The sequence below is a fragment of the Allobaculum fili genome (assembly GCF_020969955.1).
GTDB lineage: Bacteria > Bacillota_I > Bacilli_A > Erysipelotrichales > Erysipelotrichaceae > Allobaculum > Allobaculum fili.
This window is the reverse complement of sequence record NZ_JAHDSX010000024.1, coordinates 1-23,689: the sequence shown is the minus strand read 5'-3', so window position 1 is coordinate 23,689 and position 23,689 is coordinate 1. Positions and strand designations below refer to the sequence as shown.

Genomic DNA, 23,689 nt, shown 5'->3' with positions numbered 1-23,689 from the left:
GGTACGAAACGATGAAGCATAAACTCGAATCTTGCGAGCTGACGACGATCTGTCTGCTCACACGGAATGATGAAATTCTTTTACAGAAACGGAATAAAGGCGAATGGGACGGCTGGGTTTTCCCCGGCGGCCATGTCGAACACGGCGAATCGTTCGTCCACGCCTGCAAGCGGGAAGTTCTCGAAGAAACCGGGCTGCGCCTGCGTACGGTGAAACTGGTCGGCGTGAAACAGTTTCCTCATGGCGATTCCCGCTATATCGTTTTCCTGTTTCGCTCAGACGACTTCGAAGGCAGTCTGATTTCCAGCGAAGAAGGCGAAAACCGCTGGTTTAAGAGGGATGAACTCCCAGAGGGACTCGTCATGGACTTTGATCTGATGCTGGAAGCGATGGACAACGATCATCTCGGTGAATTTCAGTATCGAATCGAAGACGGTCTGTATGTGCCGATTCTCTTTTACGATGACAAAGAGCAGCCGGTACAGCTCAAAGCCGAACACAAAGCCGGAAGCTGATCCGGTCTGGCTTCCAACGAAAATTTCAAAAGAAACAGGCAGAGGAAATCTCTGACTGCACGAAAAAATGCGAACGGCTTTAAGCTGGCTGTTCGCATTTTTATGTCTTCGTGTTTCCTGTTTTCGTATTTTGGGTCTTTGCATACGTGATGGGGTCAGGGAAGCAGCGTTTCAATGGCTTCGGCCATGCCGTGTGCATCTGGCGTTTCGGCAATGCGAAGATCGATCGCTCTCTTACTGCGTTCATTTTCCAGAATATCGGCAACTTCTTTCGAAATGGCAACAATACATTTTGTACGGTCGAGCAGATGATCGCGCAGGACGGCTTTGGCACATTCCCGGCTGGAAACGGCGAGCACATCCGTCTGGAGAAGCTCTTTCCAGGCCGGTGAATCGTCTTTTACTTTTGCCGGGAGAAAATCCATGCTCGAACTTTCAAAAGTCACTTCATAGAGCGGATGTTCTAGCACAGTAATCGAAGAAATTTCCTGCAGTCCTCTGGAGAGAACATCAATGGCCTGCCGGCTTTGTGCGAGGAAAACGCGATCTCCCTCAGCGAGTTCGGGCTTGAGGGTTTCAAGAAGGGATTGACTGGAGGAAGGCGATGCGACAAGGTCGGCGAAAATCCCGTACGATTCGAGAACTCTGGCGCTCTGGCGTCCGATCAGCGCAAACCGGGTATTGGCCAGTTTCCTATGATCGATGTGCAGGCGCTGAAATTCGCGCATGAGGACATGAATGCCGTGCGCGCTGGTCAAAACGATCCACTGCGGCAGACCTGAATCAAACAGATCGTCTGGCAAAGGCAGATCGTGATAGCGGACTTTGAGCAGCTGCTGATACTGCACAGAAGCGGGGAGAAGATCTTTCAGCTTCTGATTGAGAGCGTCCGATCCGCAAAGCCCGACGCGCAAATGCCTGGGCGGATCGTATAAAGCGGCCGTTCCGGAAATGACTACGATGGCCGGCGAAAACAGCTGATGCTCTTTTGCACAGGCAGAAAGCGAATCGAGCGTGCAGGAAGCGCTGGCGGTCATCATGGATGAGCGTGACGAAAAAATGGCGCAGGGCGTATGCGGATCCATACCGGCTTCCATCAGATGATGGGAAATTTCATCAAGCCGGTTCATCGCCATCAGAAAGACGATCGTTCCGGAAAATTCAGCAATGTTTTTCCATTCTTCCTTTGTTCGCGGTGTGTTTTCGCTCGTTCCGGTCAGAACCATGAATCCGCCGGCAACATTTCGCCGGGTCAGACCAAAGAGATCTTTGGCGGGAATGCCGTAAAAACTCGAAATGCCGGGAAGAACCTGCAGATCGATATTGTGCTGTCGAAGAATTTCGATTTCTTCCATGCCGCGGCCAAAGACCATCGGATCGCCGCCCTGCAGACGGACAATATGCGCATACCGTTTTGAAAGCTCCAGAAGCAGTTCATGAATTTCCTGCTGACTGGAGCTTTTTTCATGTCCGCGCTTGCCGCGTTCGATTTTTTCAGCATTGGGGTTTAAATCCAGAATTTCCGGATCGATCAGACGGTCATAGACGATGACATCCGCGCGTTCGATCGCATGCCGGGCAGCGAGTGTAAGGCCTTCAATACCGGCACATCCGGCCCCGACCAGAGAAATTTCAGGCTTTCGATTCATAGAGTTCCTCCTGTGTTCTGCGTGCTCAATCAGCCGTTCGACTTCCTTTGCACAAAGGGCACTTCCTTTCCGTATGGCGTCTTCAAACAGCCTTCGAAAAACGACGGGCCGAAGGGAAGACGGAACGGTCTCGCGAATATAAGGGCGAAGCTGCTTCAGCCAGAGAAGAATGGAATCAAAGTCTTCCGGGACGATCTCCCGGATTTTCTGTTTTAAATAGCGGGCAGCCGTCGGCGAAGCGCCGGAAGTGGAAATGCCGATAGCGTACTCCGTTCCGGAAACGACCGCTCCAAAGGTGACGGTGCACCAGTCCGGATCGTCCACGCAGTTGCAAAGAACGTTTTTCTCTTTGGCCCACAGGGCAATCGCGTGATTGATTTCGGGCTGATCGGTCGCCGCAATGATCAGCAGATAGTCGGTCGGACAAAACCAGTCGGGCGACCATTCCTGCTCGATTTGCATCACGGGTAAAGACGCAAATGCTTCAAGAAAAGAAGGGGAACAGACCGTAATACGGGCATGGAAGGGAAGAAGCCGCTGCGCTTTTTCCAGAGCGGCATGACCGCCGCCCAGAATGAGAACGGGTTTGTTTTCCAGATCAAAAAACAGAGGAAACCAGGCCATGAATAAAAACTCCATCTTTCTGCACGCCTTAAATGAAACATAAGGCAAGACTATCGTACGCAAAGATCGAGAAAAGGTACTTAAATACGAACAGGATTTCTCCAGAAGGAAACGGGAAAGGAAATTCGGGCAGGGAAAAAGACGGACAAAACGGATTTTTAAAAAATGACCGGAGCTGGAATTTAGCACTTTTATATTAGAAAGCAATAAGGAATCGTTAATGAAAATGAAAGGAATTCTTTCACAGCGCTTTTTCCCTTACTTGTTCTTAACAAAAGCAACCCTCTTTTCTTTATAAGTAGAGGAAATTCCGGGAAGGGGGCATAATGTACAGGAACACTTCAAAATGAATGCGCATTCAAATGGATGAGTCTATCATCACAAAACGATTCGAACCCATTTGAATCGGATTTCAACATAATCCGGATCCGATTTGAATAAAATTGTGGAAGACGAATAAAAAAATATTGTAAATTGTCTCATAAAGATACAAACTAAATTTAAAGACACGTTCAGCACAATTTCGTGCAATTCTATTACCCTGTAAAGATGATAAAGGTATACAAAAATCTTAATTTATCGACAGAAAAAATGCTGAATGGGTACTTTCCGCCTCATTATTCCCACCCCGGCCGGATTAAGATTGTTCAAAGACGTTCCATGGGCTTTAAGAACGTGAATCGATCCGGCGAGTTCAGAAAGGAAAAGCTTCTTCGCAAACCGGAATTCTGAGTGCAAAGCTCCTGAAATGCATCATGAAGCAGGCAGCCTGGATTTTGAAATCCAGCAGGGGCTGTTTTCTTTCGTACGGTTTTTGTCCGGCTGCTGCTTTCGCCGGCACGTGAAGAAAATGACAGGTCCGGTTCATGACGGACCTTTTGGAGAAGCCGATCTGATTATGGTTATTTCAAAGCGGGAAACACCGATTGACCTCGAAGAAGGCAGTCCTGAATACGCAATCGTTCATGCCATTCTGGATACCCGGGAAAGACTGCAGATCACGCAGAGCGAGCTAGCCCGCCGCACCGGTATTGACCAGGGCGATATCTCCAAGCTCGAGCGGGGACATCGCAACCCTTCCCTGAAGCTGCTCAAGCGGCTGGCCGACGGCCTGGGGATGGAACTGCGGATTTCTTTCATTCCTATTGAGGACGCAGCATTACAAAACGGGGAAGGCCCGGTTCTCTGTCTGCCTGAAGAACCGGTTGAAGAGATGGACTGAAGGCTTCGCTTTTCAGCTGCTGCACCGTATCCCAAAACCACTATTTAAGGCTGTCTGTAAAAGGGCAGCCTTTTTCCATGGGACAGCAAAGACAGATCGCCAGAAACCAGACAGAAAATATCGAAACCAGACTGAAAATAGAGAAAGGCTCGGCTGCGGATCTGCGTATACCCCTAATAAGACCGGCCTGGAGTCGGCTGCTGCTTTCTCATACTGGCCTTGCCGGCCGTCTGGACTGCCCGTCTTGTGAAAAAGAGGCAGTTTTGACAGACTGCCCTCGGAAGTCCAAAATATAAAGAACTGCAAATTTCCCTGCACAATCTTAACGGTGCAGGTTTTCGCGTCCTCAGGCGCCAAAAGAAAAGGACGAAAAAGAGGAAAGTCTGCACGGTTTCAGAACAGACGGGATCCGGCAGCCGTTTTTTCTCTGGCAGTTTATCCTTGAAGGAATATCGAAACAGAACAGGAAAGGAGTTCAAGTATGAAAGTACTCGTCGGACTGAGCGGGGGCGTGGACAGTGCCATTGCCGCCTATTTACTGAAGGAGCAGGGCCATGAAGTGACCTGCTGCTTCATGCGCAACTGGGATTCGTTTCTCAACCATGACATTGCGGGAAATCCGGATCTGTACAATTCCGTCTGCCCGCAGGAGCAGGACTATCACGATGCCCAGGCCGTTGCAAAGCATCTGCAGCTGCCCTTGCTTCGTGTCGATTTCGTACGGGAGTACTGGGACAACGTGTTTACGACGTTCCTGGAAGAATACAAAAAAGGCCGGACGCCGAATCCGGATATTTTGTGCAATCAGTACATCAAGTTTGACTCCTTTTATAAATACGCCATGGAAAACGGATTCGATGCTATCGCGACCGGTCATTACTGCTCGCGCATTGACGAAGACGGATTTGCCTGGCTTGGCCGTGCCGCCGATCAGAATAAGGACCAGACGTATTTTCTGGCGCAGATCGCCAAAGAGCCGCTCTCCAGAACGCTCTTTCCATTAGGTACGCTGACTAAGCCGGAAGTGCGCAGGCTGGCCGGTCAGCTTCTTCTGGATTCGGTTTCCAAAAAGAAGGATTCCACCGGCATCTGCTTTATCGGCGAACGCAACTTCCGGGAGTTTTTAAGCAACTATCTGCCGGCGAAAGAAGGAAAGATCATCGATATCGATACCGGTCGGGAACTGGGTACCCATCAGGGGGTGCTGTATTACACGATCGGTCAGCGAAAAGGCTTAAACATTACCGGCTTTGTCGGCCCCTGGTTTGTCGCAGCAAAGGACGTCGAACGAAACCTTCTTTTCGTAGCCCGTACCGACCAGATGCACTGGCTCGTTTCGGATCGTGCCCGTATTGAAAGGATCAACTGGCTCGTTCCCGACGGATTTGAATTCCCGAAACAGTGCACGGTGAAATTCCGCTATCGCCAGAAGGACATTCCGGTAACCCTCGAGGTTCATGGCAATCAGGCGATCGTTTCCTATCCGCAGGGTGTCGAAGCCGTTACGCCTGGTCAGGAAGCCGTATTTTACATGGCCGATAAATGCCTGGGCGGCGGTGTCATTGAACAAGTTTTCTTTGAAGATCGCGATGTCTTTGAAACGATCGAGACCCGAGCCGAAGCCGCAATGAAAGAAGAGGCCGTTCGTCAGGCGGAAGCATTAAAGAAAAAAGAAGCAAAAGAGCGGGAAAAGGCCAGAAAGGCCCGACGTAAAGCTGCCAAAGAGCAGAACAGCGCGTCTTCTCAAACCGAAGACACGAAATAAGCAAGCCGGATCGATTTCCAATTTCGAAATGGAATGGCCAGAAAGACGGGAGAAGTTATGAGCGAGTACGAAACGCTGGAGCTGGAACAGCCGGAAACCGAATCGATAAGCGGAACCGTCCGCACTTTCATTTTTGAGCGGGGAAGCTTTAAGATCGGCCGTCTGCAGTATGAAGAAAAAAGAGATCTGGTGTTCAAGGGCGGCGGTCTGAATTCTCTGCTCGTCGGAGACGCGGTGACGCTTTTCGGACACTGGATTCAGGATCCCCGCTATGGACTTCAGTTTGAAGTTTCAAGCTGGCAGGCGCAGGAAACCAGCAAGGAAGAGACGCTGGTCCGCTTTCTCAGTTCCGATTTTTTCCCGTATGTCGGCCAGCGCAGCGCCGAAAAAATCGTCGACGCGCTCGGGGAAAGCGCGCTTGAGAAAATTCGAGAAAATCCGGAAGTCCTGATCACCAAATGCGATCTGCGCCCAAATCTGGCGGTACGCGTCAGCGAAGGCATTGCGAATCTGCAGGGAAAAGAAGAACTCGCTCTGACCCTGATGCACTGGGGCGTCAGCCTGTCCGAAACGCGTGCGATTCTCGCCCGCAATTACTCTCTGGAAGATTTACAGAAAAGCTGCTTCGCCCCGTTTTACGGCGGGATGGGCGTAACGTATGGCGCCTGTACGCGCATTGCCAACGGACTGAAGCTTTCCGCCACGGATCACCAGCGCGCAGAAGCGAGAATTTACTACGAACTGAAAAACGCCTGTTTCCAGAGCGGCAGTACATTCATTGTCCGTCCGTTTCTGTATGAGCTCTGCGAGCGGATGGACCATTTTGAAGAAAGTCTGATTACCCTGTCCAACTGTGAAATGATCAAGCTGGAAAAAGACCGCGTATTTCCGCGGTTTCTCTGGGAAGCGGAAAATTCGATCTGCGATCTTCTGGCTGAACGGATGCTTCAGATGCAGGAACATCCGGGTTCATCCAATCCTGGATATGACCGGCAGTCTCTGATCGAAAAGATCGCGCAGATTGAACGGCGCGATCGCATTACGTACAGCGAAAAGCAGATCGAAGCGATTGAGACGTGCTTTTCCAGTCCGGTTTCCATTTTGACCGGCGGTCCCGGAACCGGTAAAACAACGATCGTCAAAGCCATTCTCGAATGTCTGGATACCGTAATGCCCGGCTGCCGCTATCAGCTCTGTGCGCCGACTGGACGGGCTGCCAAGCGCTTAAGCGAACTGACGGGCTCCACGGGACGTACCGTTCATTCGCTGCTTGGCTGGGATCCCGATGCGGATGTCTTCGAAAAAAACGAATACAATCTGTATTCGAGCGATTTTATGATCGTGGATGAATTTTCCATGGTCGATACGCGTCTCTTTTCTGCACTGCTCAAAGCGATGCCCGCAAATACCCGTCTTCTGATCATCGGCGATGAAGAACAGCTCGAAAGCGTTGGGGAAGGCAAGGTGCTCAGCGATCTGATCGCTTCAAAAGAGTTTCCCACGATTCATCTCGACCAGCTTTACCGTCAGAAAAAAGGCAGCGGCATCGCAAAACTGTCGGATGAAATTCGCAAGGGGCAGCCCTTCGAATTTTCGGATGGCGTCGAACTTTGCGCGCCTGAGAAAAAAATGTCGGAGCAGATCGCGCAGATCGTCATGGAAAAGCCAAATCCCGGCAAGGTGCAGATTCTTTCTCCGAAATACGAAGGGGAAGGCGGCGTATTTGAGCTGAATGCGATTATGCAGGAACTGCTCAACCCCTTTTCGACTTCAAAGCCGGAAATCGTAGAAAAAGTAAGACATAACCAGGGCGGCTATCACGAAGTGCATTACCGGGAAGGCGATAAAGTCATGTTAAAAGTGAATATCGCTCAGGAAGGCATTTACAACGGCGATATTGGAGAAATCGTGGAAATCGTCCCGAAAACCCGTACGGCTCTCGTGCATTTTGACAACATCGAATACGAAGTGACCAGCCCGTTCAACGCAATGATTTCCCACGCCTGGTGCGTTTCGGTCCATAAGGCGCAGGGTTCGGAATATCAGGACGTTGTATTTTCCCTTCCGGAACAGGCGATGAAGATGAGCGCAAAACGTCTGGTCTATACCGCTGTTTCCCGGGCCAAGCGGGATCTTAAGATTGTTTCGGTCCGGGAAGTTTTTGAAATCTGCGCCAGACGTATCGATCCTGCTTCGCGGCAGACCACGCTCAAGGAACGTCTGCGCTGGAAAATCCTCTGCGCAAAACGCGTAGCCGAAAAACGCCTAAAGCAAGGCGAGAAGGCACAAAAAGCAGTCAGCCGAACGAATATGCCGCTGCCGGGCACATCGCTGACCTCGCCGGCCTATCATGCCCAGATTGCACAGGCTGCTGAGGCAGAACCGGTACGCTCAAACGAATCGACCGTTTTATCCGCTTTAAATGAAACCCATGCCGATTCATCGGCGATCGATAAGGAAATTGTAGATTTATCCGCCATCGAAGATCTCGATCTGGACGAAGCGCTGGATCCGGGAGATTCGGCCGATATGGATCAGAGAGCTTTAAGTATTCAGCCGGACGCGTCCGATGCAGCCGGCGAAAACGAATCGGATTCCGGTGATCTGCACGACGAATTCCGATCCCAGTCTTCTGAAGAAACAAAATAGGATGCCTGCGACATAAGGCGTCCTTTTTGTTTCCAGAGCGTAGCCCGAAGTTTGTGTACGTTTTGGATGGGCGATCGGGAATCGAATGGGAAGGCCGCACGTGTTCTTATGGGATTTGTTTGCGCACAGCTTTTTGAGAGTTTATACTTCTAAAAGCAGCATTGAAGGGAAAAAGGACAGAGTTGCGGCTTGCAGAGAGTCTTCGGCGGTGAAAGAAGACAGCGCATCTGTCTCGAGCCATCCTTGAGCTGCCGCAGTCTGGCGTTATCAGAAAATTAAGGGTGTCCATGGGAAAACCATGGGCAAACCGGGATGGCATCGCGTGTACACGTTCCTGGAAACAGGGGCGTTTTTTATTTTGTCTGTCCATACGCTCTGATAGCCGCTTCAGATTCGAGTTTGAAATGGGAATTATAAGCAGGAAACTGCTGAAAGGAGTCATATGAAACAACTTACCGGAAATCAGGTTCGTCAGATGTTTCTGGATTACTTTGAATCCAAGGGCCATATGATCGAACCCGGTGCAAGCCTTATTCCGCATAACGACCCGACGCTTCTCTGGATCAATGCCGGTGTCGCCGCACTGAAGAAATACTTTGACGGATCGGAAAAGCCAAAGAAAAACCGGATTGCCAACGCGCAGAAATCCATTCGTACCAACGATATTGAAAACGTCGGCAAAACCGCCCGTCACCATACGTTCTTCGAAATGCTTGGAAACTTCTCCATCGGCGATTACTTCAAGCCGGAAGCCATTCCGTTTGCGTGGGAATTTCTGACCAGTGATGAATGGATGGGCATCGACAAGGATAAGCTCTACATCACCGTCTATACGGATGATGACGAAGCGTACCGGATCTGGACCGAAGTATGCGGCGTAGATCCCAGGCACATTTTGCGTACCCAGGAAAACTTCTGGGAGATCGGCAAAGGTCCGGGCGGACCAGACACCGAAATCCATTTTGACCGCGGCGAAAAGTACGATCCGCAGCACCTTGGCGAAAAGCTCTTCTTTGAAGAAATGGAAAACGATCGCTACATCGAAGTATGGAACATCGTATTCAGCCAGTACGATTGCGATCCTTCGATCGACCGCAAGGACTATAAGGAACTGCCGCAGAAAAACATCGATACCGGCATGGGTCTCGAACGTCTGGTTGCGCTCGTTCAGGACGGCGAAACCAACTTCGATACCGATCTGTTCCTGCCGATCATTCACGAAACTGAAAAACTTTCCGGCAAAAAATACGAAGGCGAAAACAAAATGGCCTTCCGCGTTATTGCCGACCATATCCGTACGCTCGTCTTCGCGCTGTCCGACGGTGCCGGCTTCTCCAACTCCGGCCGCGGCTACGTTCTGCGCCGCGTACTCCGTCGTGCCGTTCGCTTCGGTCTGAAGCTCGGTCTGGATGAACCGTTCCTTTACAAGCTCGTTCCGACCGTCAGCGAAAACATGAAAGACTTCTATCCGTATCTGACGGATAAAATTGACGAAAACGAAAAAGTCATCCGTCAGGAAGAAGAAATCTTCAAGAAAACTCTGAAAAACGGTCAGGCGCTGCTCGATGATGAAATGGCCAAAGCCAAAGACGGCAAGCTGAGCGGTGAAATTACCTTCAAGCTTTACGACACATACGGTTTCCCGTTTGAAATGACCCAGGAAATCGCCGAAGAAAACGGTCTGAAAGCGGATCGCGCAGAATTCGACGAACAGATGAAGCAGCAGAAGGAAAGAGCACGTGCTGCCCGCAATGTCGAAGATTCCTTCGCCAGCCAGAACGAAGATCTGATGAACTTCACCGGCGCGTGCAAATTCAACGGCTACAACGTTCTTGCCGAAGAAGGCAAAGTCATCGCTCTCTTCAAGGACGGTCATCTTGTCGATGAACTCGACGGCGACGGTCAGGTGATCCTGGATGTTACGCCGTTTTATGTACAGTCCGGCGGTCAGGTTGCCGATACCGGAACGATCAGCTCCGATACCGTAAAAGCCCGCGTAGTGGATGGCGTTAAAACCCGCAACAAGCAGCACCTGCTCAAAATCGAACTCGATGAAGGCATCCTGCATGTCGGCGATACCGTATGGCAGAGCGTGGATGCGGTCCGCCGCGAAAACGTAACGGCCAACCACTCGGCAACGCACCTGCTGCAGAGCGCACTGAAATCCGTACTGGGCGATCAGATTCATCAGGCCGGAAGCTTTGTCGGACCGGACTATCTGCGTTTTGACTTCAACATGCGCGATAAGATCGGCGAAGAAAAACTCGCGGAAATTGAATCCAGAGTCAACGACATGATTACCGACTCCATTCCTGTATCCTGGGAAATCCTCGATATTGAAGACGCAAAGAAAACCGGTGCGACCGCGCTGTTCGATGAAAAGTACGGCGATCAGGTTCGTGTTGTAACGATGGGCGACGTCTCCAAGGAATTCTGTGCCGGCTGCCATGTTGACAACACGAGTGAAATCGGTGTGCTCAAGATCGTCGGCGAGGAATCCATCGGTTCCGATACCCGTCGTATTACCGCCAAGACCCGCAAGGCGGCGTATAACGATTTCGCAGCGCAGCAGAAAATGCTTGAGCACATTGCGCACACCGCTAAGGCGAAAGGCATTAAAAATCTGGATGCGAAGATCGATTCCGCTTTCGATCAGATGAAAGATCTGCAGAAGAAAATTGCGGAACTCGAAAACCAGATTGCTTCCTTCAAGTGCAAGGAATGGGCAATGGAATCCAAGGACATCAACGGCCTTCATGTTCTCTGCAAGAAAGTCGACAACATGGACTGCAAGGCTCTGAAGGAAATTGCCTCCAGCATTAAAGGAAACGACCCGAAAGCAGCCATTCTGCTCATCGCGCAGAACGGCGATAAGCTGACGCTGGTTGCTGCTGCAGGAAGCGATGCAATCGTCAAAGGCGTCAATGCAGGAACCGTCGTTCGTGAAGCCGCAGTACTTACAGGCGGCAAAGGCGGCGGCAAAAAAGACCTCGCTCAGGCCGGCGGCAGCGATGCCTCCAAGATCGGCGAAGCCTTCGATTCCTTTACCGCGATGGCCAAATCGCTCTAATTCTGGATCAGTAACAAAATCAACAGAGCCAAAACGGCTTTATACAAGCCGAAAATCAATGCGTTAGGCAAGACGAAAGCATGCAGCGAAGAGAGTTTTCCTGCATGCTTTTCTCTTGCTTTGTTCGGACGCTGTCCGAATGGAACAGGCAAAAGAAGAAAGACTGCGTCCAAAAGAAGGTATGCTGGAGGCAGTTCGAATCCAGGAAAAGGGCGGAAACTGCGCGCCTGACGTCTCTGGAGCGCTTTTGGCGCTTGCTTTTCAGCCTGTTTTTCTTGGTGTATGATTAGAATATTATAGAGGAGGGTAAATTATGGCCCGTATTACTGAAACCGTGATGTTTACCACGGAAAAAATCCGTCGTGAGAACATCAAAAAGATTCTTCGCGAAGTTTCTGAAGCACTCGAGGAACGCGGATACAATTCCGAAAACCAGATCGCAGGATATCTGATCAGTTCCGATCCTGCCTACATTTCTTCTTATAAAGATGCCAGAAATACCATCCAGAAGATTGAACGCTATGAGATCATTGAAGAACTCGTCCGGGCGTATCTGGAGAAATAAATGGAACGGATTATCGGACTTGATCTTGGATCGGTAACCTGCGGCATTTCGATCAGCGATCCGCTTGGCATGATCGCCAGAGCGCTGACCACGGTCCGCTTTGCACCGGACGACTACGATGCGGCTTTGCAGGATGTACTGAAGGTGATCCGGGAAAACGGCGTTAAAAAAGTCGTACTCGGTCTGCCGCGCCACATGAACGGCGATATCGGCATTCGCGGTCAGGTTTCAGAAAAGTTTGCCAAACTGCTGGAAGCCGAAGGCATCCAGGTGGAACTCTGGGATGAGCGTCTGACGACCGCCGCCGCAGAGAAGATCCTGATTTCCGGCAACGTAAAGCGCAAGAAAAGAAAGCAGATCATCGACCAGATGGCCGCCGTACAGATTCTGCAGAGCTATCTCGACCGCCAGAGCGGCGGACTGGTGATGCCTTTTTAATTGATGCATGTCTGTTCATTCGCCAGATTCGTTTAGAATCTGGCAATGTTTTCGGTACAATGAACAGGAACAGTCAAAAAAGGAAGCAGACGATTGCACAAATAAGCGAAAAATCATCTGCCCTGAATTCTGTTCATCAGTAAGAAAGAAATAAAAGAAAGCTGTAATAAGGGGAATCCCCTCAGGCCTGAGGGAGCTGAAAGGAGAAACCGCGATGATTGACTCGAATTCACTGTACGTCGTTGATGAAAACGGCGAAGAAAAACGCATGGTCATTCTGTTTACGTTTGACGATCCGAACACAGGAAAACAGTACGTCGTCTTCCAGGATCCGCAGGGAACGGAAGAGGAAGTATTCGCTTCCGCCTATAACGATGAAGGCGAACTGATTCCGATCGAAACCGATGACGAATGGAACATGGTTGAAGAAGTCATCGGCGCTTTTGCGACCGACGAGGAGGAAACAGAAGACTAGTTCAGGTCGACCTGACGGAGTGTACTGTCTTTCCTGCAATGAAAAAAGTAAGAAAACGCAAATCACACGTCGGACTAACTGTTACCATCATCCTTCTGGTTCTTGTGCTTGCCGCAGGAGCCGGAGGCTGGTTCTGGTTTCAGAGCGGACTTGAACCCGTTTCTGACCAGACCGAATCCATCGCGATTAAAGTTACCGAAGGTGAAAGCGCCGCTGAAGTTCTCACGTCGCTTGACGAAGCCGGCCTTCTGAAAAACCGGACGGCAGCCGAATGGTATTCCAAAATTCACGATGGCTTTTCCTATTACGTGGGCACGTACGAACTCGCGAAAAACATGAGCGTTCCCGAAATCCTTGACTATCTTTCCGATCCGGCCAATCTCGCCGCCTCCTATGCGGTCGTGACGATTCCGGAAGGAAGCTGGGCCAAGGATATCGCCAAGCGAATCAGCGAAGCGCTGCCGGATCTGACGGCGGATCAGCTTCTCGATCTGTGGAACAGCAATGAGTTCATTCAGCAGGCGAGTACGCGCTATTCCTTCCTCAATCCCGAGGAAGTCTGCAACGATCAGTATTTTGTAAAACTCGAAGGCTATCTGTACCCGGAAACCTACTACATGGATTTCGACATGAGCGCCGAACAGGTCACTTACATGATGCTCGATCAGTTCCAGGCATATTATGATGCACATAAAGCGCAGTTTGATGCCTCCTCGATGAGCGTCCAGCAGATCGTTACGTTTGCGAGCGTCGTTCAGTTTGAATCGGGCGATGCGTCGATTATGCCTGATATCGCCGGCGTGTTTAAAAACCGCCTCGAGCAGGGCATGCCGCTTCAGAGCTCCGTCACGGTGTGCTACGCACTGTATGACCAGTTCGAAAAGCCGGAAGACTGCGAAACCAATGCCGATATCGATTCGCCCTACAACACCTATATGCATGACGGTCTGCCGATCGGACCGATTCTCAATCCGGGTGCAGCGGCTTTAGATGCGGCGCTTTCCCCAGCGGATAACGACTATCTCTATTTTGTCAGCGACATTTATGGAGACGGCGCGACGCATTTTGCACGAACTTACGAAGAGCATCTCGAAAACGTGGAAAAATACAACCTCAATTACTAAGTCGGTTTTGAGGCTGTGGTACAATTCACCTGTTTCGACTGCCCGTTCTGCATTTGGAATCGGCAGGAAATACATACGTCAGAAAACAGCGTACGTCTGTTGTATGGCATAAGGTAAGGAGAAATAATCAATGGCAGAAAAGATTTTATTGACCCAGGAAGGTCTCGACAAATATAAAGCCGAACTTGAAGATCTGATTCATGTCGTTCAGCCGCAGGTCATCGTTGAACTGCAGGAAGCCCGTGCTCAGGGTGACTTGTCCGAGAACGCCGACTACGATGCTGCACGTGACCGTCAGGCCCGTGTAGCAGCCCGTATCAAGGAACTCGAAGCGCTTATCAAAAATGCGGTTCTGATCGAAGAAGATACCGGCGACGCGAAAAACGTTCGTCTTGGATCCAACGTAACGATCCGCGATCTTTCCGATAACTCCACGTTCAGCTTTACGATCGTAGGTACATTCGAAGCGGACATTTACGAACACAAAGTGTCCAATGAAACTCCGGTTGTCAAAGCGATCATGGATAAAAAAGCCGGCGATACGGTTGTCGTTAAAGGCGTTGACGAACCTTACGAAGTCCGCATCGAATCCGTCAGCTGATTTTTCATCCTGACTCCATTTCAAAATCATCAGGCATTTCTTTTCTCTGGAAAGGAAGTGCCTTTTTCTTATGGAGCTTTACGTGTTTTGGATGGGGCTGGCGCCGATCGGGCAAAAGCGGGCACCGTAAGGGAAGGGATTGTGCTCGTTCTGGATAATGGAAGCGAAAGCCCGATCTGGATCTGCCGCCTGTCTGCGCCTGTTTCTCTGCGCATTTTTTGTCTCATCCTTTTCCAGAATGCATTTCTGGAACGGAAACCAGAGTGCAGACCAATCCAGAATTCAATATTCGAAAGAGAAAATCAGGCGTATCCAAACCGGCAAAGGAGGAGAAATATGAAAAACGAAATGGATCCTTCATCCAGAATGGAAAACGATATTTTGCCCAAAGCGGCGGATTCTTCCTCGTCGATGACAAAGCCGGGAATTCTGCGCGGCGCTTCACCGGATCCGGCGCTGCAGTTTGTCTTTGCGATGTTTGCCACGCTGACGTGGCTGTCTAAAATCGTCATGATTACACCGGATGCCCGCTTAGTCATGGGCGTTTTGCAGCTTTCACTTGGCGTGGCGGCTTTTACCGGAAGCCGTATGAATCTGCTTCGGGATGATCCGCATGGAAACATCAATCTGATTCTTTCTGTTATTCTGGGCTTTGCAAACGGTCTGACGCAGATCGCGTGGAGCGCAGCAGAACTTAGTCACCTTCATTTCCATCCCTGGATTCTTTCTGTGGTATTGCTGGTGGGCGGCGTATACATGCTGTCGTTTCTGCCGCTGATGATGCATGCGCCCGTTTACGTATGGGTGGCTCATCTTTGTGTATCGCTTGGCTTTCTGAGCAGTTCGTTTGGCGACCTGCTCTCTGTTCCGTTTCTTTCCCAGCTTTCCGCCTGGCTGCTGTTCGTGTTCGCCATTCTTTCGCTGTATCAGGGAATGAGCGAAATGTATGCCCAGTACGGCCGGCATCTCTGGCAGGGGCCAAGAATCTGATCGACGGAAAGAACAAGCTGCTTTTCTTTTTGTACCTTTTTCGGATCTGCGCTTTGGCAGGTCCTTTTTTCTTCAGGAAACAGAGAGGAGAGCGAGGAACAGGCGGAGAGCAGGCGAGGAGAATTGGCTTCGGGTCAACGGTTCCTGACCCAGCCCTGCGATGGGTCGATTTTGGCTTTCGAGAAGAGGACCGGTACAATAGAGGCAATTCGAATTCTCCTTCTGGAGAATGGAAACAGGCAGTCAGGAAATGAGGGTGCAGCCATGATGTATATTCTGGTCGGTGAAGACGAAGCGAGAATGCAGTATAAGCTCGAAAAGATCCGCGAAAAGGAGAAATGCGAAGAGACCGTTCGCATCGATGCGAAAGCGGATGGGGAAGCGGCACTTCTGTTTGAGATGGATACGATGAATCTGTTTGGAACGAAAACGCTCCTGATCGTGGATAACGCCTCTTTTCTTGGTGCAAAAAACGATTCTGGCGTCGATCCGGCAAAAGTCGCTGAACGCAAGCCGGACGATAAAGTTGTTGTTTTCCTCTGTCATTCCAAAAAGATCGATACCCGTAAAAAGGCGATCAAGACGCTGGCGACCAATTCGACCGTGATCGAATGCATCGGTCTGACTGAAAAGACACAGCCGGCGGAAGTAAGGGAAATGATGAAGGAAAAGGGGATTACGATGGATCCGGGTGCGTTTGAATGGTTTTGCGCGCACGCCGGCTATTCTTCCTCGAACCTTTCCATGCAGCTCGACAAGATGGCGCTCTATTCGAATCACCTTTCTATGGGGGATGTGAAGGCGATGACCACCGTCGAACCGGCAACGAACGTCTTTAAAATGACAGATGCCCTCTTCGAAAAAGATAAAGTCCGCCTGCTTGGCCTGTACCGGAATTTTCGACGGCAGAATATGGAGCCGATCGCGATTCTCGCTCTGCTGGCCAGCCAGATTCGATTTGTCTATCAGGTTCGCGTACTCATGGACGAAGGCCGCAGTCAGAATGACATGATGAAAATTCTGAACGCTTCTTCCGGGCGGATCTGGAACTCGATGCGAAACGCGCGTCGCTTCCGGGCCGATCAGCTGCTCGATGATCTCGCCTGGCTCAGCCGGCTGGATGAAAGCATGAAAAGCGGGCGGATCGACAAGGACGCCGGCTTTGAAAACTTTATTTTGCAGGTGGGAGCGCAGGAAATTTAATCCGCGCGGTATGCGAATATCAAAATTTTGCCAAATGAAAAAGGAACGCGATGTGTTTACACGATCGGGTTCCTTTTTTACGGCTGATTTACGGATTGTATATCAAAATAAAAAAACGATATCGACGGATCACGCTAAGCTTTCAATCGGATATCGTGTTTCTCATTTTACTGAATGGAGTTGACAGCCTGTGCCAGTCTTGATTTCTGGTTGGAAGCATAATTTTTATGCTTGAAACCTTTGGCAACAGCTTTATCAAGCTTGGAGCAAGCCTGTGCGTAAGCTGCCTGGGCTGCTTCTTTATCCTGTGCTTCTACAGCTTTAAGAACTTTCTTAATGGCAGTTTTGAGAGCGGATTTCTGCGAAACATTGCGGCTTCTAGCTTTATTATTCGTGAGAACACGCTTTTTCTGCTGTTTGATCTGCGGCATGGTGACACCTCCTGACATAATGCTTTGAAATTATAGCAAACCCAATTATGAGATGCAACAAAAGGGATAACTATCGTTTATAATAGTGATCCGAAAGGAGGGCCGACAAATGGAAAATCGCATTATTTTTATGGGAACCCCGCAAATTGCCGCGGATGTTCTCCAGGCTCTGATTGATGACAAGGCAAATATTGTGCTCGTAGTTACCCAGCCCGACCGCAAGGTAGGACGCAAGGGCATACTGCAGCCCTGCGAAGTAAAACAGCTTGCTCTTGAACATGGCCTGCCCGTCTTTTCACCTGAGAAGATTTCCAAAGACTACAAACCGATCGAAGACTGCCATGCAGATCTGATCGTAACCTGCGCCTACGGACAGATCGTCCCCGAAGGCGTTCTGAACGCACCGAAACAGGGGTGCGTCAATCTCCACGGATCGCTGCTTCCGTTATACCGCGGAGCGGCTCCCATTCAAAGGGCGATCTGGGACGGCTGTCCCAAAACCGGTATGTGTCTCATGCTCATGGAAAAGGGAATGGATACCGGTCCGGTCGCGGACAGTATTGAAATTCCAATCGACAGCTGCGAAACCTCGACTACGCTCTTTAAGAAAATGGGCGAAGCCGCCGGAAAGCTGATCGTAAAAAATCTGCCTGCTCTGCTGAAAGGCGAACTCGTCTTCCAAAAGCAGGATGCATGCAAGGCTATGTACGCGCAGAAAATATTGCCGGAAGACGAAAAGGTCGATCTGAGCAGGGATGATCGTCAGATCTGCTGCCAGATCCGTGCCCTGTCCAGAGAACCTGGAGCCTATGTCATCGCCGATGGCAAAAAGCTCAAGATTCTCGAAGTACGCTACGAACCGGGCGAAACCCCAGGCATCGGCGTCTTTACCAAAAAAGGAAAGAAACAGTTTGCCATGGGCGGACACGAAGGACTGTTTCTGCTCGATGAAGTGCAGCTTGAAGGAAAGCCTGCCATGAAGTCCGCCGATTTTTTAAATGGAAAAGGCAGAAGCCTGCTCGATAAGAAAGCGGGGGATTCATTTGGATCAACAGCACATTCGTAATTTTTCAATTATTGCCCACATTGACCATGGAAAATCCACTCTGGCCGACCGCATCCTCGAACTGACGGATTCGGTGGAAAAGAGGGAAATGAAGTCGCAGATTCTCGACTCCATGGATCTGGAGCGTGAGCGTGGCATCACCATTAAGCTCAACGCCGTTGAACTGGTTTATCACGCAAAAAACGGGGAAGACTATCTCTTTCATCTGATCGATACACCGGGTCACGTCGACTTCTCGTATGAAGTGTCCCGATCGCTGGCCGCCTGCGAAGGCGCCATTCTCGTCGTGGATGCGGCACAGGGCGTGCAGGCCCAGACGATGGCCAACGTCTATCTGGCCCTGGAAAACGACCTGGAAATACTTCCCGTCCTCAATAAAGTTGACCTTCCAAGCGCCCAGCCGGAAGTCGTTAAACAGGAAATTGAAAACCTGATCGGCCTCGACTGCTCGGAAGCGGTGGAAATTTCAGCCAAATCCGGCCTGAACGTCGATAAGGTTCTCGAAGAAATCGTCAACAAGCTTCCGGCGCCGACCGGTTCCAAGGACAAGCCGCTGCAGGCGCTCGTCTTTGACTCCGTTTACGATCCGTACAAAGGCGTTATCGCCTGGGTTTCCGTCAAAAACGGCGAACTCAAAGTCGGCGACCGCATTCGTCTGATGCAGTCCAAAGCCGAATACGAAGTCACGGAACTCGGCGTTCGTACGCCCAAGCTTTTAAACAAGGAAAAGCTCTCCGCCGGCGATGTCGGCTGGGTTGCTGCTTCGGTTAAGGACATTAAAACCGTGCGGGTCGGCGATACGATTACGCTCGCCGATCAGCCGGCGGACGCGCCGCTGCACGGCTATAAGGAAATGCAGCCGATGGTGTACGCCGGTCTGTATCCAGTCGACAATGCCCGTTATGACGATTTAAAGGAAGCGCTCGAAAAGCTGCAGCTCAACGATGCGTCCCTTCAGTTTGAGCCCGAAACATCGCAGGCGCTTGGCTTTGGCTTTCGCTGCGGCTTTTTAGGCCTGCTGCACATGGACGTTGTCGAAGAGCGTCTGGAGCGTGAGTATAACCTCAATCTGATTGCGACCAGTCCGTCGGTAATTTATCAGGTTCATAAAACCGACGGCACGGTGGAAGAAGTTGACAACCCGGCCGCTCTTCCGCCCGCGCAGAACATTGACTGGATCGAAGAACCGTACGTAAAAGCGGAAATTCTCGTTCCGAAAGAATACGTCGGCACGATGATGGATCTCTGCCAGAAAAAGCGCGGCGAGTACATTGATCTGCAGATGATCGACGACACCCGCATGGAACTCATTTATGAAATGCCGCTTTCGGAAGTCATCTTCGACTTTTTCGACCGCATGAAAAGTTCTACCAAAGGCTACGCCAGCTTTGACTACACGTTCTCCGGCTATCGAAAGAGCGATCTGCAGAAACTCGACATCCTGCTGAACGGTCAGCCGGTCGATGCGCTGAGCATCATCGTCCACAAGGATTTCGCTTACGCGCGCGGCAACGCGATGGCTGTCAAGCTGAAAGATCTGATTCCCAGACAGCAGTTTGAAATTCCGGTCCAGGCAGCGATCGGTTCCAAGGTCATCGCCCGTACCAACATCAAGGCGCTGCGCAAAAACGTTCTGGCAAAATGCTACGGCGGCGATATTTCCCGAAAGAAAAAACTTCTCGAAAAGCAGAAGGAAGGAAAGAAGCGCATGAAGATGGTCGGCAGCGTCGAAATTCCGCAGGAAGCCTTCATGGCCGTTCTAAGCATGGATGACGACAAATGATCCCTTCGGCTTACGTTCACGTTCCGTTCTGCTCCTCGATCTGTTCCTACTGTGCCTTTGCCAAAAGTGCCCGGCTTGAACTTGTCGATACGTGGCTCGACGCCCTGCAAAGCGAAGTGGAAGCTGAACTTGGACCGCTGAAGCAGAACCATCCGGATTTTCGCTTTCAGACGCTCTATTTTGGAGGAGGTACGCCCAGCGTGCTGAATCTTTCACAGACAAAACGGCTGCTCGAGCTGTTTAAGTACTTTGCAAATGAAAATACGGAGTGGACGGTTGAGGTCAATCCCGAATCGATCACTAAAGAAAAGCTCCGGCTGTATCGAGAAGCTGGAGTCAATCGCGTTTCGATCGGTCTGCAGACCTTTGATGAAGAACGACTGAAGCAGATTGGCCGTACGAACACCGTTCCAAATTCGCTGAAAGCCATCGCGCTATTAAAAGAAAGCGGGATTGAGCGGATCTGCGCCGATCTGATGTACGGCTTTCCTGGAGAAAGTCTGGAAGATCTCAACCGGGATCTCGACGCGTTTTTGAATCTGGACATTTCGCACCTGTCCATTTATTCGCTGATTCTCGAACCGGGAACCCGCTTTGGCAGTCGGTATTCCGAAGACGATCTGGATGAAGATCTCTGCGCTCTGCAGTACGAAACGATCGAAAAACGGCTGGAAGCTGCCGGATACGAGCATTACGAAATTTCGTCCTATGCGAAAAATCAGGCGTACGGTAAACACAACCTTCTCATATGGCAGGATGGTCTGTATTACGGCTTTGGCTTTGGTGCCGTCGGCCGGGATGAAACGGGACTGTACGAACACGCCTCGTCTTTAAAAGCCTGGATGGAAAATCCGTTCGAAAAGATCCGCCCGGAAAATCCCAATCCTGAATTTGACGCGATCATGACCGGCCTGCGGACACGCGAAGGTCTCGATGTTCAAAAGTGGAACGCGAAGTACGGAATGGATCTGGAAAGCCGCTACGTGGACGTTTTAGACAAGTGGAAAGACGTCTTTATCCGAAAAGACGGAAAGCTTTCCCTGAGTGAATCCGGCATGGAAGTTCTGGATTCGATTTTAGTTGATTTTCTCTTGAGTAAAGAGTAATCTGATATAGATTCGTGCCCGGCACAGGGTTCTCCAGCCCCTGCTTGGCGCTGAATGACACCAAATGCATTGAGGAGGATATGAAAATGACCAGTGCAGAAAAACAGGCGATTATTAAAGAATACGCCGTACACGAAGGAGACACCGGCTCTCCTGAAGTTCAGATCGCAATTCTGACCCGCCGGATCAACGAGCTCACAGAGCACTTCAAGGTTCACAAACACGACTATCATTCCTACAGAGGTCTGATGAAAATGGTTGGACACCGCAAAAGCCTGCTCAACTACCTGAAGCGCGAAGACCTCGACCGCTACAAAGCTCTGATCGCAAAACTCGGTCTGAGAAAGTAGTCCAAAACAAAGCTATGCTTTCGGCAGTGCCAGACGCACTGCCGTTTTCTTTTATCGTCTGGAAAGGAACTGTCTACAAAGGGTCCCTTTCCGCTCTGACGGATCATGCCGGCTTTGGATTTTTCCGGCATTATTCTTCACATTCTTTCGCAATTCTTTTCTGGCTTATGTAAAGAGTTTCGATGCCTGGGAAAATTAATCTTTCTTTTAGAAAGTTTCGATACCGTCAGACAGTGCACAGACAAAAACAGATTCTCGCCGTATCCGCCGTCGTTTTTACCGGACGGCTTAGTACGGGTTTTCCAAGGGCGAAACAGGAAAACGAAAAAGAGGAAAAAGGGTCTGTGTCTGGATCTGGGCTTGATCGATTTACAATAGTGATGATTTTCAAAAAAAGTTCCTGGCTGGCCTCTGGCTGCCGTATGCCTTTTTTCTGAAAAGAGACAGGAGTACACGTATGAAATTTTTAAAATGGACATCGGCGGGGGCGCTGGCCTGCGGTCTGCTGCTTTCCGGATGTGCCAAACCCGTCCCGGTGACGGAAGACAACGCCCCAAGCGAACTGCTGAAAAAGGCGGCAGCCATTAGCAGCGAATCCACGATGGATGACATCGTAGAAGTGTTCCAGGGCATCGTTGATCAGACGTACGACGCAAATCCGGCCGGTCTGGTCTACGACGAAAGCGGAACATCCACTTCCATCGATACGCTTTCGGACAAGCTCGAAGGAACGAAGACGTCTCTCAGAAGCTACGACATTCGCGTACCGGCTAAAGACCGGTTCTATCAGCTGTACGAATATTCGCTCAAAGATGAAACCGAGCCAAAGGCAAAGGAAAAATCGAGCAGCGAAAGCAGCTCGGTCGAATCGGGAAGCGAGAACGGTTCTGCAGCTGAAAACGCCGATCAGGCTTCCAACAACCAGCAGATCAGCGGCCTTTCGGAATATTCTCCGTACGGGGAAACCGTGGTCTACACCTCGCTTGCAGACGGCGTTCGTATTGCTGGAGCCAACGATCCAATGACCATCACCAGCATCAGTTCCTACGAAAACGAAAACGCGGCCGTGGAAGCCGACCAGCTCGATTCCGCGATTGAAAACTCAGTCGTTTACGCGCTTTATTCCATGTTCGGATCGAACCTGCTTCTGCAGCCGCTCGAATATCCGGATCTGTATGACTTCACCCTCGAAAAAATCGGAAACGAGTACCGCTGGACCATTTCCATGGCCGATGCGGAAGCCTACAATACGCAGCTCGACAGTGTATACGAAAGTTCCTACGGCATGAGCCGTCTCGATATTCGCGGCGACGGAACGCTCGTTCTGGACGGCTACGATCTCGAAGACGTTCGTCTCGTTCTGACGACCGATGCCAACGGCGCGCTTAAGAAAATCGAAAACATTACCCGCTCCAAGGCAACCCTTGGCGAGGACAGTCTCGATCTGTCCAGCAACGATACCGTTGCCGTTTCTGCTGCGCCGGAAAGCTGGATGACATTCTTTGAAGGCTTCTTCACGAGCGTAAAAGACGAATCCCTCAAGGAAGGCGACACGTTCAAGCTTCTGCAGAAGTTTGACGTGAAGAAAGCCGATTCGAGCGCTTCTTCCCAGGAAAAGGCATCTTCTGAGGCATCGTCCAAAGCGGAAAGCGCTGCAAATGAATCCAAAGCCGATGCGAAGAGCGAGTCCAAAGAAGAGTCCAAAGCCGATTCCAAGGCAGATTCGAAAGCAGAATCCAAGACCGAATCCAAAGCGGACTCCAAAGCAGATTCTTCGAAAAAGTAGTCTGTAAATGAAAAAAGACGGATCCAACCGATCCGAGATACAATCACAAACCAGCGCCGCAGAGTTTTCTGCGGCGTTTTCGTCTGGCGCAAAGCCGCCAGAGAAGAGTGGAGAATCTGACCGGGAACCTGAACAGGTATTGTGAACAGGGGTAAGCGTCAAATAAAAGACGGGTATTTTCTCGACCGCCTCCTTGGGATAATTCCTTTATTCAAGGAGGCTTTTTCATGGAATCAATCATCCCTGCAATCGATCTCGGTATCGATTTCTCCAAAGT

Annotated in this window: 20 protein-coding genes; 18 read left to right on the top strand and 2 right to left on the bottom strand. The window is 50.5% G+C overall.

Features of this window, described 5'->3' with window-relative positions; genetic code table 11:
* Positions 1 to 11: 11 nt before the first annotated feature.
* Complete coding sequence (locus Afil_RS06705; protein WP_230267798.1) at positions 12 to 515, top strand: 8-oxo-dGTP diphosphatase; 504 nt, start codon at positions 12 to 14, stop codon at positions 513 to 515.
* A gap of 155 nt (positions 516 to 670) precedes the next feature.
* On the opposite strand, the gene cobA is transcribed toward Afil_RS06705, so the two are convergent.
* Positions 671 to 2,788, bottom strand: a complete 2,118-nt coding sequence (cobA, locus tag Afil_RS06700; protein ID WP_230267797.1) for a uroporphyrinogen-III C-methyltransferase — start codon at positions 2,786 to 2,788, stop codon at positions 671 to 673.
* Positions 2,789 to 3,638: 850 nt separating this feature from the next.
* On the opposite strand from cobA, the gene Afil_RS06695 reads away from it, so the two are divergent.
* The 12 genes from Afil_RS06695 to holA all read left to right on the top strand — a co-directional run bounded on the left by Afil_RS06695 (position 3,639) and on the right by holA (position 16,890).
* Positions 3,639 to 4,010: a helix-turn-helix domain-containing protein gene (locus tag Afil_RS06695; RefSeq protein WP_230267806.1), complete on the top strand. Its 372-nt coding sequence runs from the start codon at positions 3,639 to 3,641 to the stop codon at positions 4,008 to 4,010.
* 451 nt (positions 4,011 to 4,461) lie between these two features.
* Positions 4,462 to 5,775, top strand: a complete 1,314-nt coding sequence (mnmA, locus tag Afil_RS06690; RefSeq protein ID WP_369413423.1) for a tRNA 2-thiouridine(34) synthase MnmA — start codon at positions 4,462 to 4,464, stop codon at positions 5,773 to 5,775.
* 57 nt (positions 5,776 to 5,832) lie between these two features.
* The gene (gene recD2 / locus Afil_RS06685) at positions 5,833 to 8,424 is read left to right on the top strand and encodes an SF1B family DNA helicase RecD2 (RefSeq protein ID WP_230267795.1); all 2,592 of its coding nucleotides are present in this window, start codon (positions 5,833 to 5,835) and stop codon (positions 8,422 to 8,424) included.
* Between the two features lie 442 nt (positions 8,425 to 8,866).
* A complete protein-coding gene (gene alaS / locus Afil_RS06680) occupies positions 8,867 to 11,494 on the top strand; it encodes an alanine--tRNA ligase (RefSeq protein ID WP_230267794.1) in 2,628 nt (875 codons plus the stop codon).
* A gap of 139 nt (positions 11,495 to 11,633) precedes the next feature.
* Positions 11,634 to 11,780, top strand: a complete 147-nt coding sequence (locus Afil_RS06675) for a hypothetical protein (protein ID WP_230267793.1) — start codon at positions 11,634 to 11,636, stop codon at positions 11,778 to 11,780.
* A 27-nt stretch (positions 11,781 to 11,807) separates the two neighbouring features.
* Positions 11,808 to 12,059, top strand: coding sequence for an IreB family regulatory phosphoprotein (locus tag Afil_RS06670; RefSeq protein WP_230267792.1), 252 nt, complete (start codon positions 11,808 to 11,810; stop codon positions 12,057 to 12,059).
* The gene (gene ruvX / locus Afil_RS06665; protein ID WP_230267791.1) at positions 12,060 to 12,497 is read left to right on the top strand and encodes a Holliday junction resolvase RuvX; all 438 of its coding nucleotides are present in this window, start codon (positions 12,060 to 12,062) and stop codon (positions 12,495 to 12,497) included.
* A gap of 214 nt (positions 12,498 to 12,711) precedes the next feature.
* Complete coding sequence (locus Afil_RS06660; RefSeq protein WP_230267790.1) at positions 12,712 to 12,972, top strand: DUF1292 domain-containing protein; 261 nt, start codon at positions 12,712 to 12,714, stop codon at positions 12,970 to 12,972.
* Positions 12,973 to 13,010: 38 nt separating this feature from the next.
* Complete coding sequence (gene mltG / locus Afil_RS06655; protein WP_230267789.1) at positions 13,011 to 14,096, top strand: endolytic transglycosylase MltG; 1,086 nt, start codon at positions 13,011 to 13,013, stop codon at positions 14,094 to 14,096.
* A gap of 130 nt (positions 14,097 to 14,226) precedes the next feature.
* Positions 14,227 to 14,697: a transcription elongation factor GreA gene (greA, locus tag Afil_RS06650; RefSeq protein WP_230267788.1), complete on the top strand. Its 471-nt coding sequence runs from the start codon at positions 14,227 to 14,229 to the stop codon at positions 14,695 to 14,697.
* 336 nt (positions 14,698 to 15,033) lie between these two features.
* Positions 15,034 to 15,687 (top strand): hypothetical protein, encoded by a 654-nt coding sequence (locus tag Afil_RS06645; protein ID WP_230267787.1) that lies wholly within the window; start codon positions 15,034 to 15,036, stop codon positions 15,685 to 15,687.
* Positions 15,688 to 15,951: 264 nt separating this feature from the next.
* Positions 15,952 to 16,890: a DNA polymerase III subunit delta gene (holA, locus tag Afil_RS06640; protein ID WP_230267786.1), complete on the top strand. Its 939-nt coding sequence runs from the start codon at positions 15,952 to 15,954 to the stop codon at positions 16,888 to 16,890.
* 167 nt (positions 16,891 to 17,057) lie between these two features.
* On the opposite strand, the gene rpsT is transcribed toward holA, so the two are convergent.
* Positions 17,058 to 17,321, bottom strand: a complete 264-nt coding sequence (rpsT, locus tag Afil_RS06635; protein WP_230267785.1) for a 30S ribosomal protein S20 — start codon at positions 17,319 to 17,321, stop codon at positions 17,058 to 17,060.
* 109 nt (positions 17,322 to 17,430) lie between these two features.
* Here rpsT and fmt point away from each other — a divergent pair, with 109 nt between their 5' ends.
* The 5 genes from fmt (at position 17,431) to Afil_RS06610 (ending at position 23,412) form a co-directional block, all read left to right on the top strand.
* Positions 17,431 to 18,387 carry a methionyl-tRNA formyltransferase gene (gene fmt, locus Afil_RS06630; RefSeq protein ID WP_230267784.1) on the top strand — a complete coding sequence of 319 codons (957 nt, stop codon included), beginning with the start codon at positions 17,431 to 17,433 and terminating at the stop codon, positions 18,385 to 18,387.
* On the top strand, positions 18,365 to 20,170 hold the full coding sequence (gene lepA / locus Afil_RS06625) for a translation elongation factor 4 (protein ID WP_304504423.1): 1,806 nt from the start codon (positions 18,365 to 18,367) through the stop codon (positions 20,168 to 20,170). The genes fmt and lepA overlap by 23 nt, the downstream gene beginning before the upstream one ends.
* Positions 20,167 to 21,276, top strand: coding sequence for a radical SAM family heme chaperone HemW (hemW, locus tag Afil_RS06620; protein ID WP_230267782.1), 1,110 nt, complete (start codon positions 20,167 to 20,169; stop codon positions 21,274 to 21,276). Before lepA ends, hemW begins: the two co-directional genes overlap by 4 nt.
* Before the next feature lie 86 nt (positions 21,277 to 21,362).
* A complete protein-coding gene (gene rpsO / locus Afil_RS06615) occupies positions 21,363 to 21,626 on the top strand; it encodes a 30S ribosomal protein S15 (protein ID WP_288338847.1) in 264 nt (87 codons plus the stop codon).
* A 457-nt stretch (positions 21,627 to 22,083) separates the two neighbouring features.
* Positions 22,084 to 23,412: a hypothetical protein gene (locus Afil_RS06610; RefSeq protein ID WP_230267780.1), complete on the top strand. Its 1,329-nt coding sequence runs from the start codon at positions 22,084 to 22,086 to the stop codon at positions 23,410 to 23,412.
* Positions 23,413 to 23,689: the final 277 nt, after the last annotated feature.

Bases quoted from the DNA above. Each gene is read 5' to 3' on its own strand.
- greA (WP_230267788.1), top strand. From the start codon at position 14,227: ATGGCAGAAAAGATTTTATTGACCCAGGAAGGTCTCGACAAATATAAA.
- Afil_RS06610 (WP_230267780.1), top strand. From the start codon at position 22,084: ATGAAATTTTTAAAATGGACATCGGCGGGGGCGCTGGCCTGCGGTCTG.
- Afil_RS06675 (WP_230267793.1), top strand. From the start codon at position 11,634: ATGGAACAGGCAAAAGAAGAAAGACTGCGTCCAAAAGAAGGTATGCTG.
- Afil_RS06660 (WP_230267790.1), top strand. From the start codon at position 12,712: ATGATTGACTCGAATTCACTGTACGTCGTTGATGAAAACGGCGAAGAA.
- recD2 (WP_230267795.1), top strand. From the start codon at position 5,833: ATGAGCGAGTACGAAACGCTGGAGCTGGAACAGCCGGAAACCGAATCG.
- Afil_RS06705 (WP_230267798.1), top strand. From the start codon at position 12: ATGAAGCATAAACTCGAATCTTGCGAGCTGACGACGATCTGTCTGCTC.
- fmt (WP_230267784.1), top strand. From the start codon at position 17,431: ATGGAAAATCGCATTATTTTTATGGGAACCCCGCAAATTGCCGCGGAT.
- Afil_RS06670 (WP_230267792.1), top strand. From the start codon at position 11,808: ATGGCCCGTATTACTGAAACCGTGATGTTTACCACGGAAAAAATCCGT.
- holA (WP_230267786.1), top strand. From the start codon at position 15,952: ATGATGTATATTCTGGTCGGTGAAGACGAAGCGAGAATGCAGTATAAG.
- rpsO (WP_288338847.1), top strand. From the start codon at position 21,363: ATGACCAGTGCAGAAAAACAGGCGATTATTAAAGAATACGCCGTACAC.
- Afil_RS06645 (WP_230267787.1), top strand. From the start codon at position 15,034: ATGAAAAACGAAATGGATCCTTCATCCAGAATGGAAAACGATATTTTG.
- alaS (WP_230267794.1), top strand. From the start codon at position 8,867: ATGAAACAACTTACCGGAAATCAGGTTCGTCAGATGTTTCTGGATTAC.
- cobA (WP_230267797.1), bottom strand. From the start codon at position 2,788: ATGGCCTGGTTTCCTCTGTTTTTTGATCTGGAAAACAAACCCGTTCTC.
- rpsT (WP_230267785.1), bottom strand. From the start codon at position 17,321: ATGCCGCAGATCAAACAGCAGAAAAAGCGTGTTCTCACGAATAATAAA.
- hemW (WP_230267782.1), top strand. From the start codon at position 20,167: ATGATCCCTTCGGCTTACGTTCACGTTCCGTTCTGCTCCTCGATCTGT.
- mltG (WP_230267789.1), top strand. From the start codon at position 13,011: ATGAAAAAAGTAAGAAAACGCAAATCACACGTCGGACTAACTGTTACC.
- ruvX (WP_230267791.1), top strand. From the start codon at position 12,060: ATGGAACGGATTATCGGACTTGATCTTGGATCGGTAACCTGCGGCATT.
- Afil_RS06695 (WP_230267806.1), top strand. From the start codon at position 3,639: ATGACAGGTCCGGTTCATGACGGACCTTTTGGAGAAGCCGATCTGATT.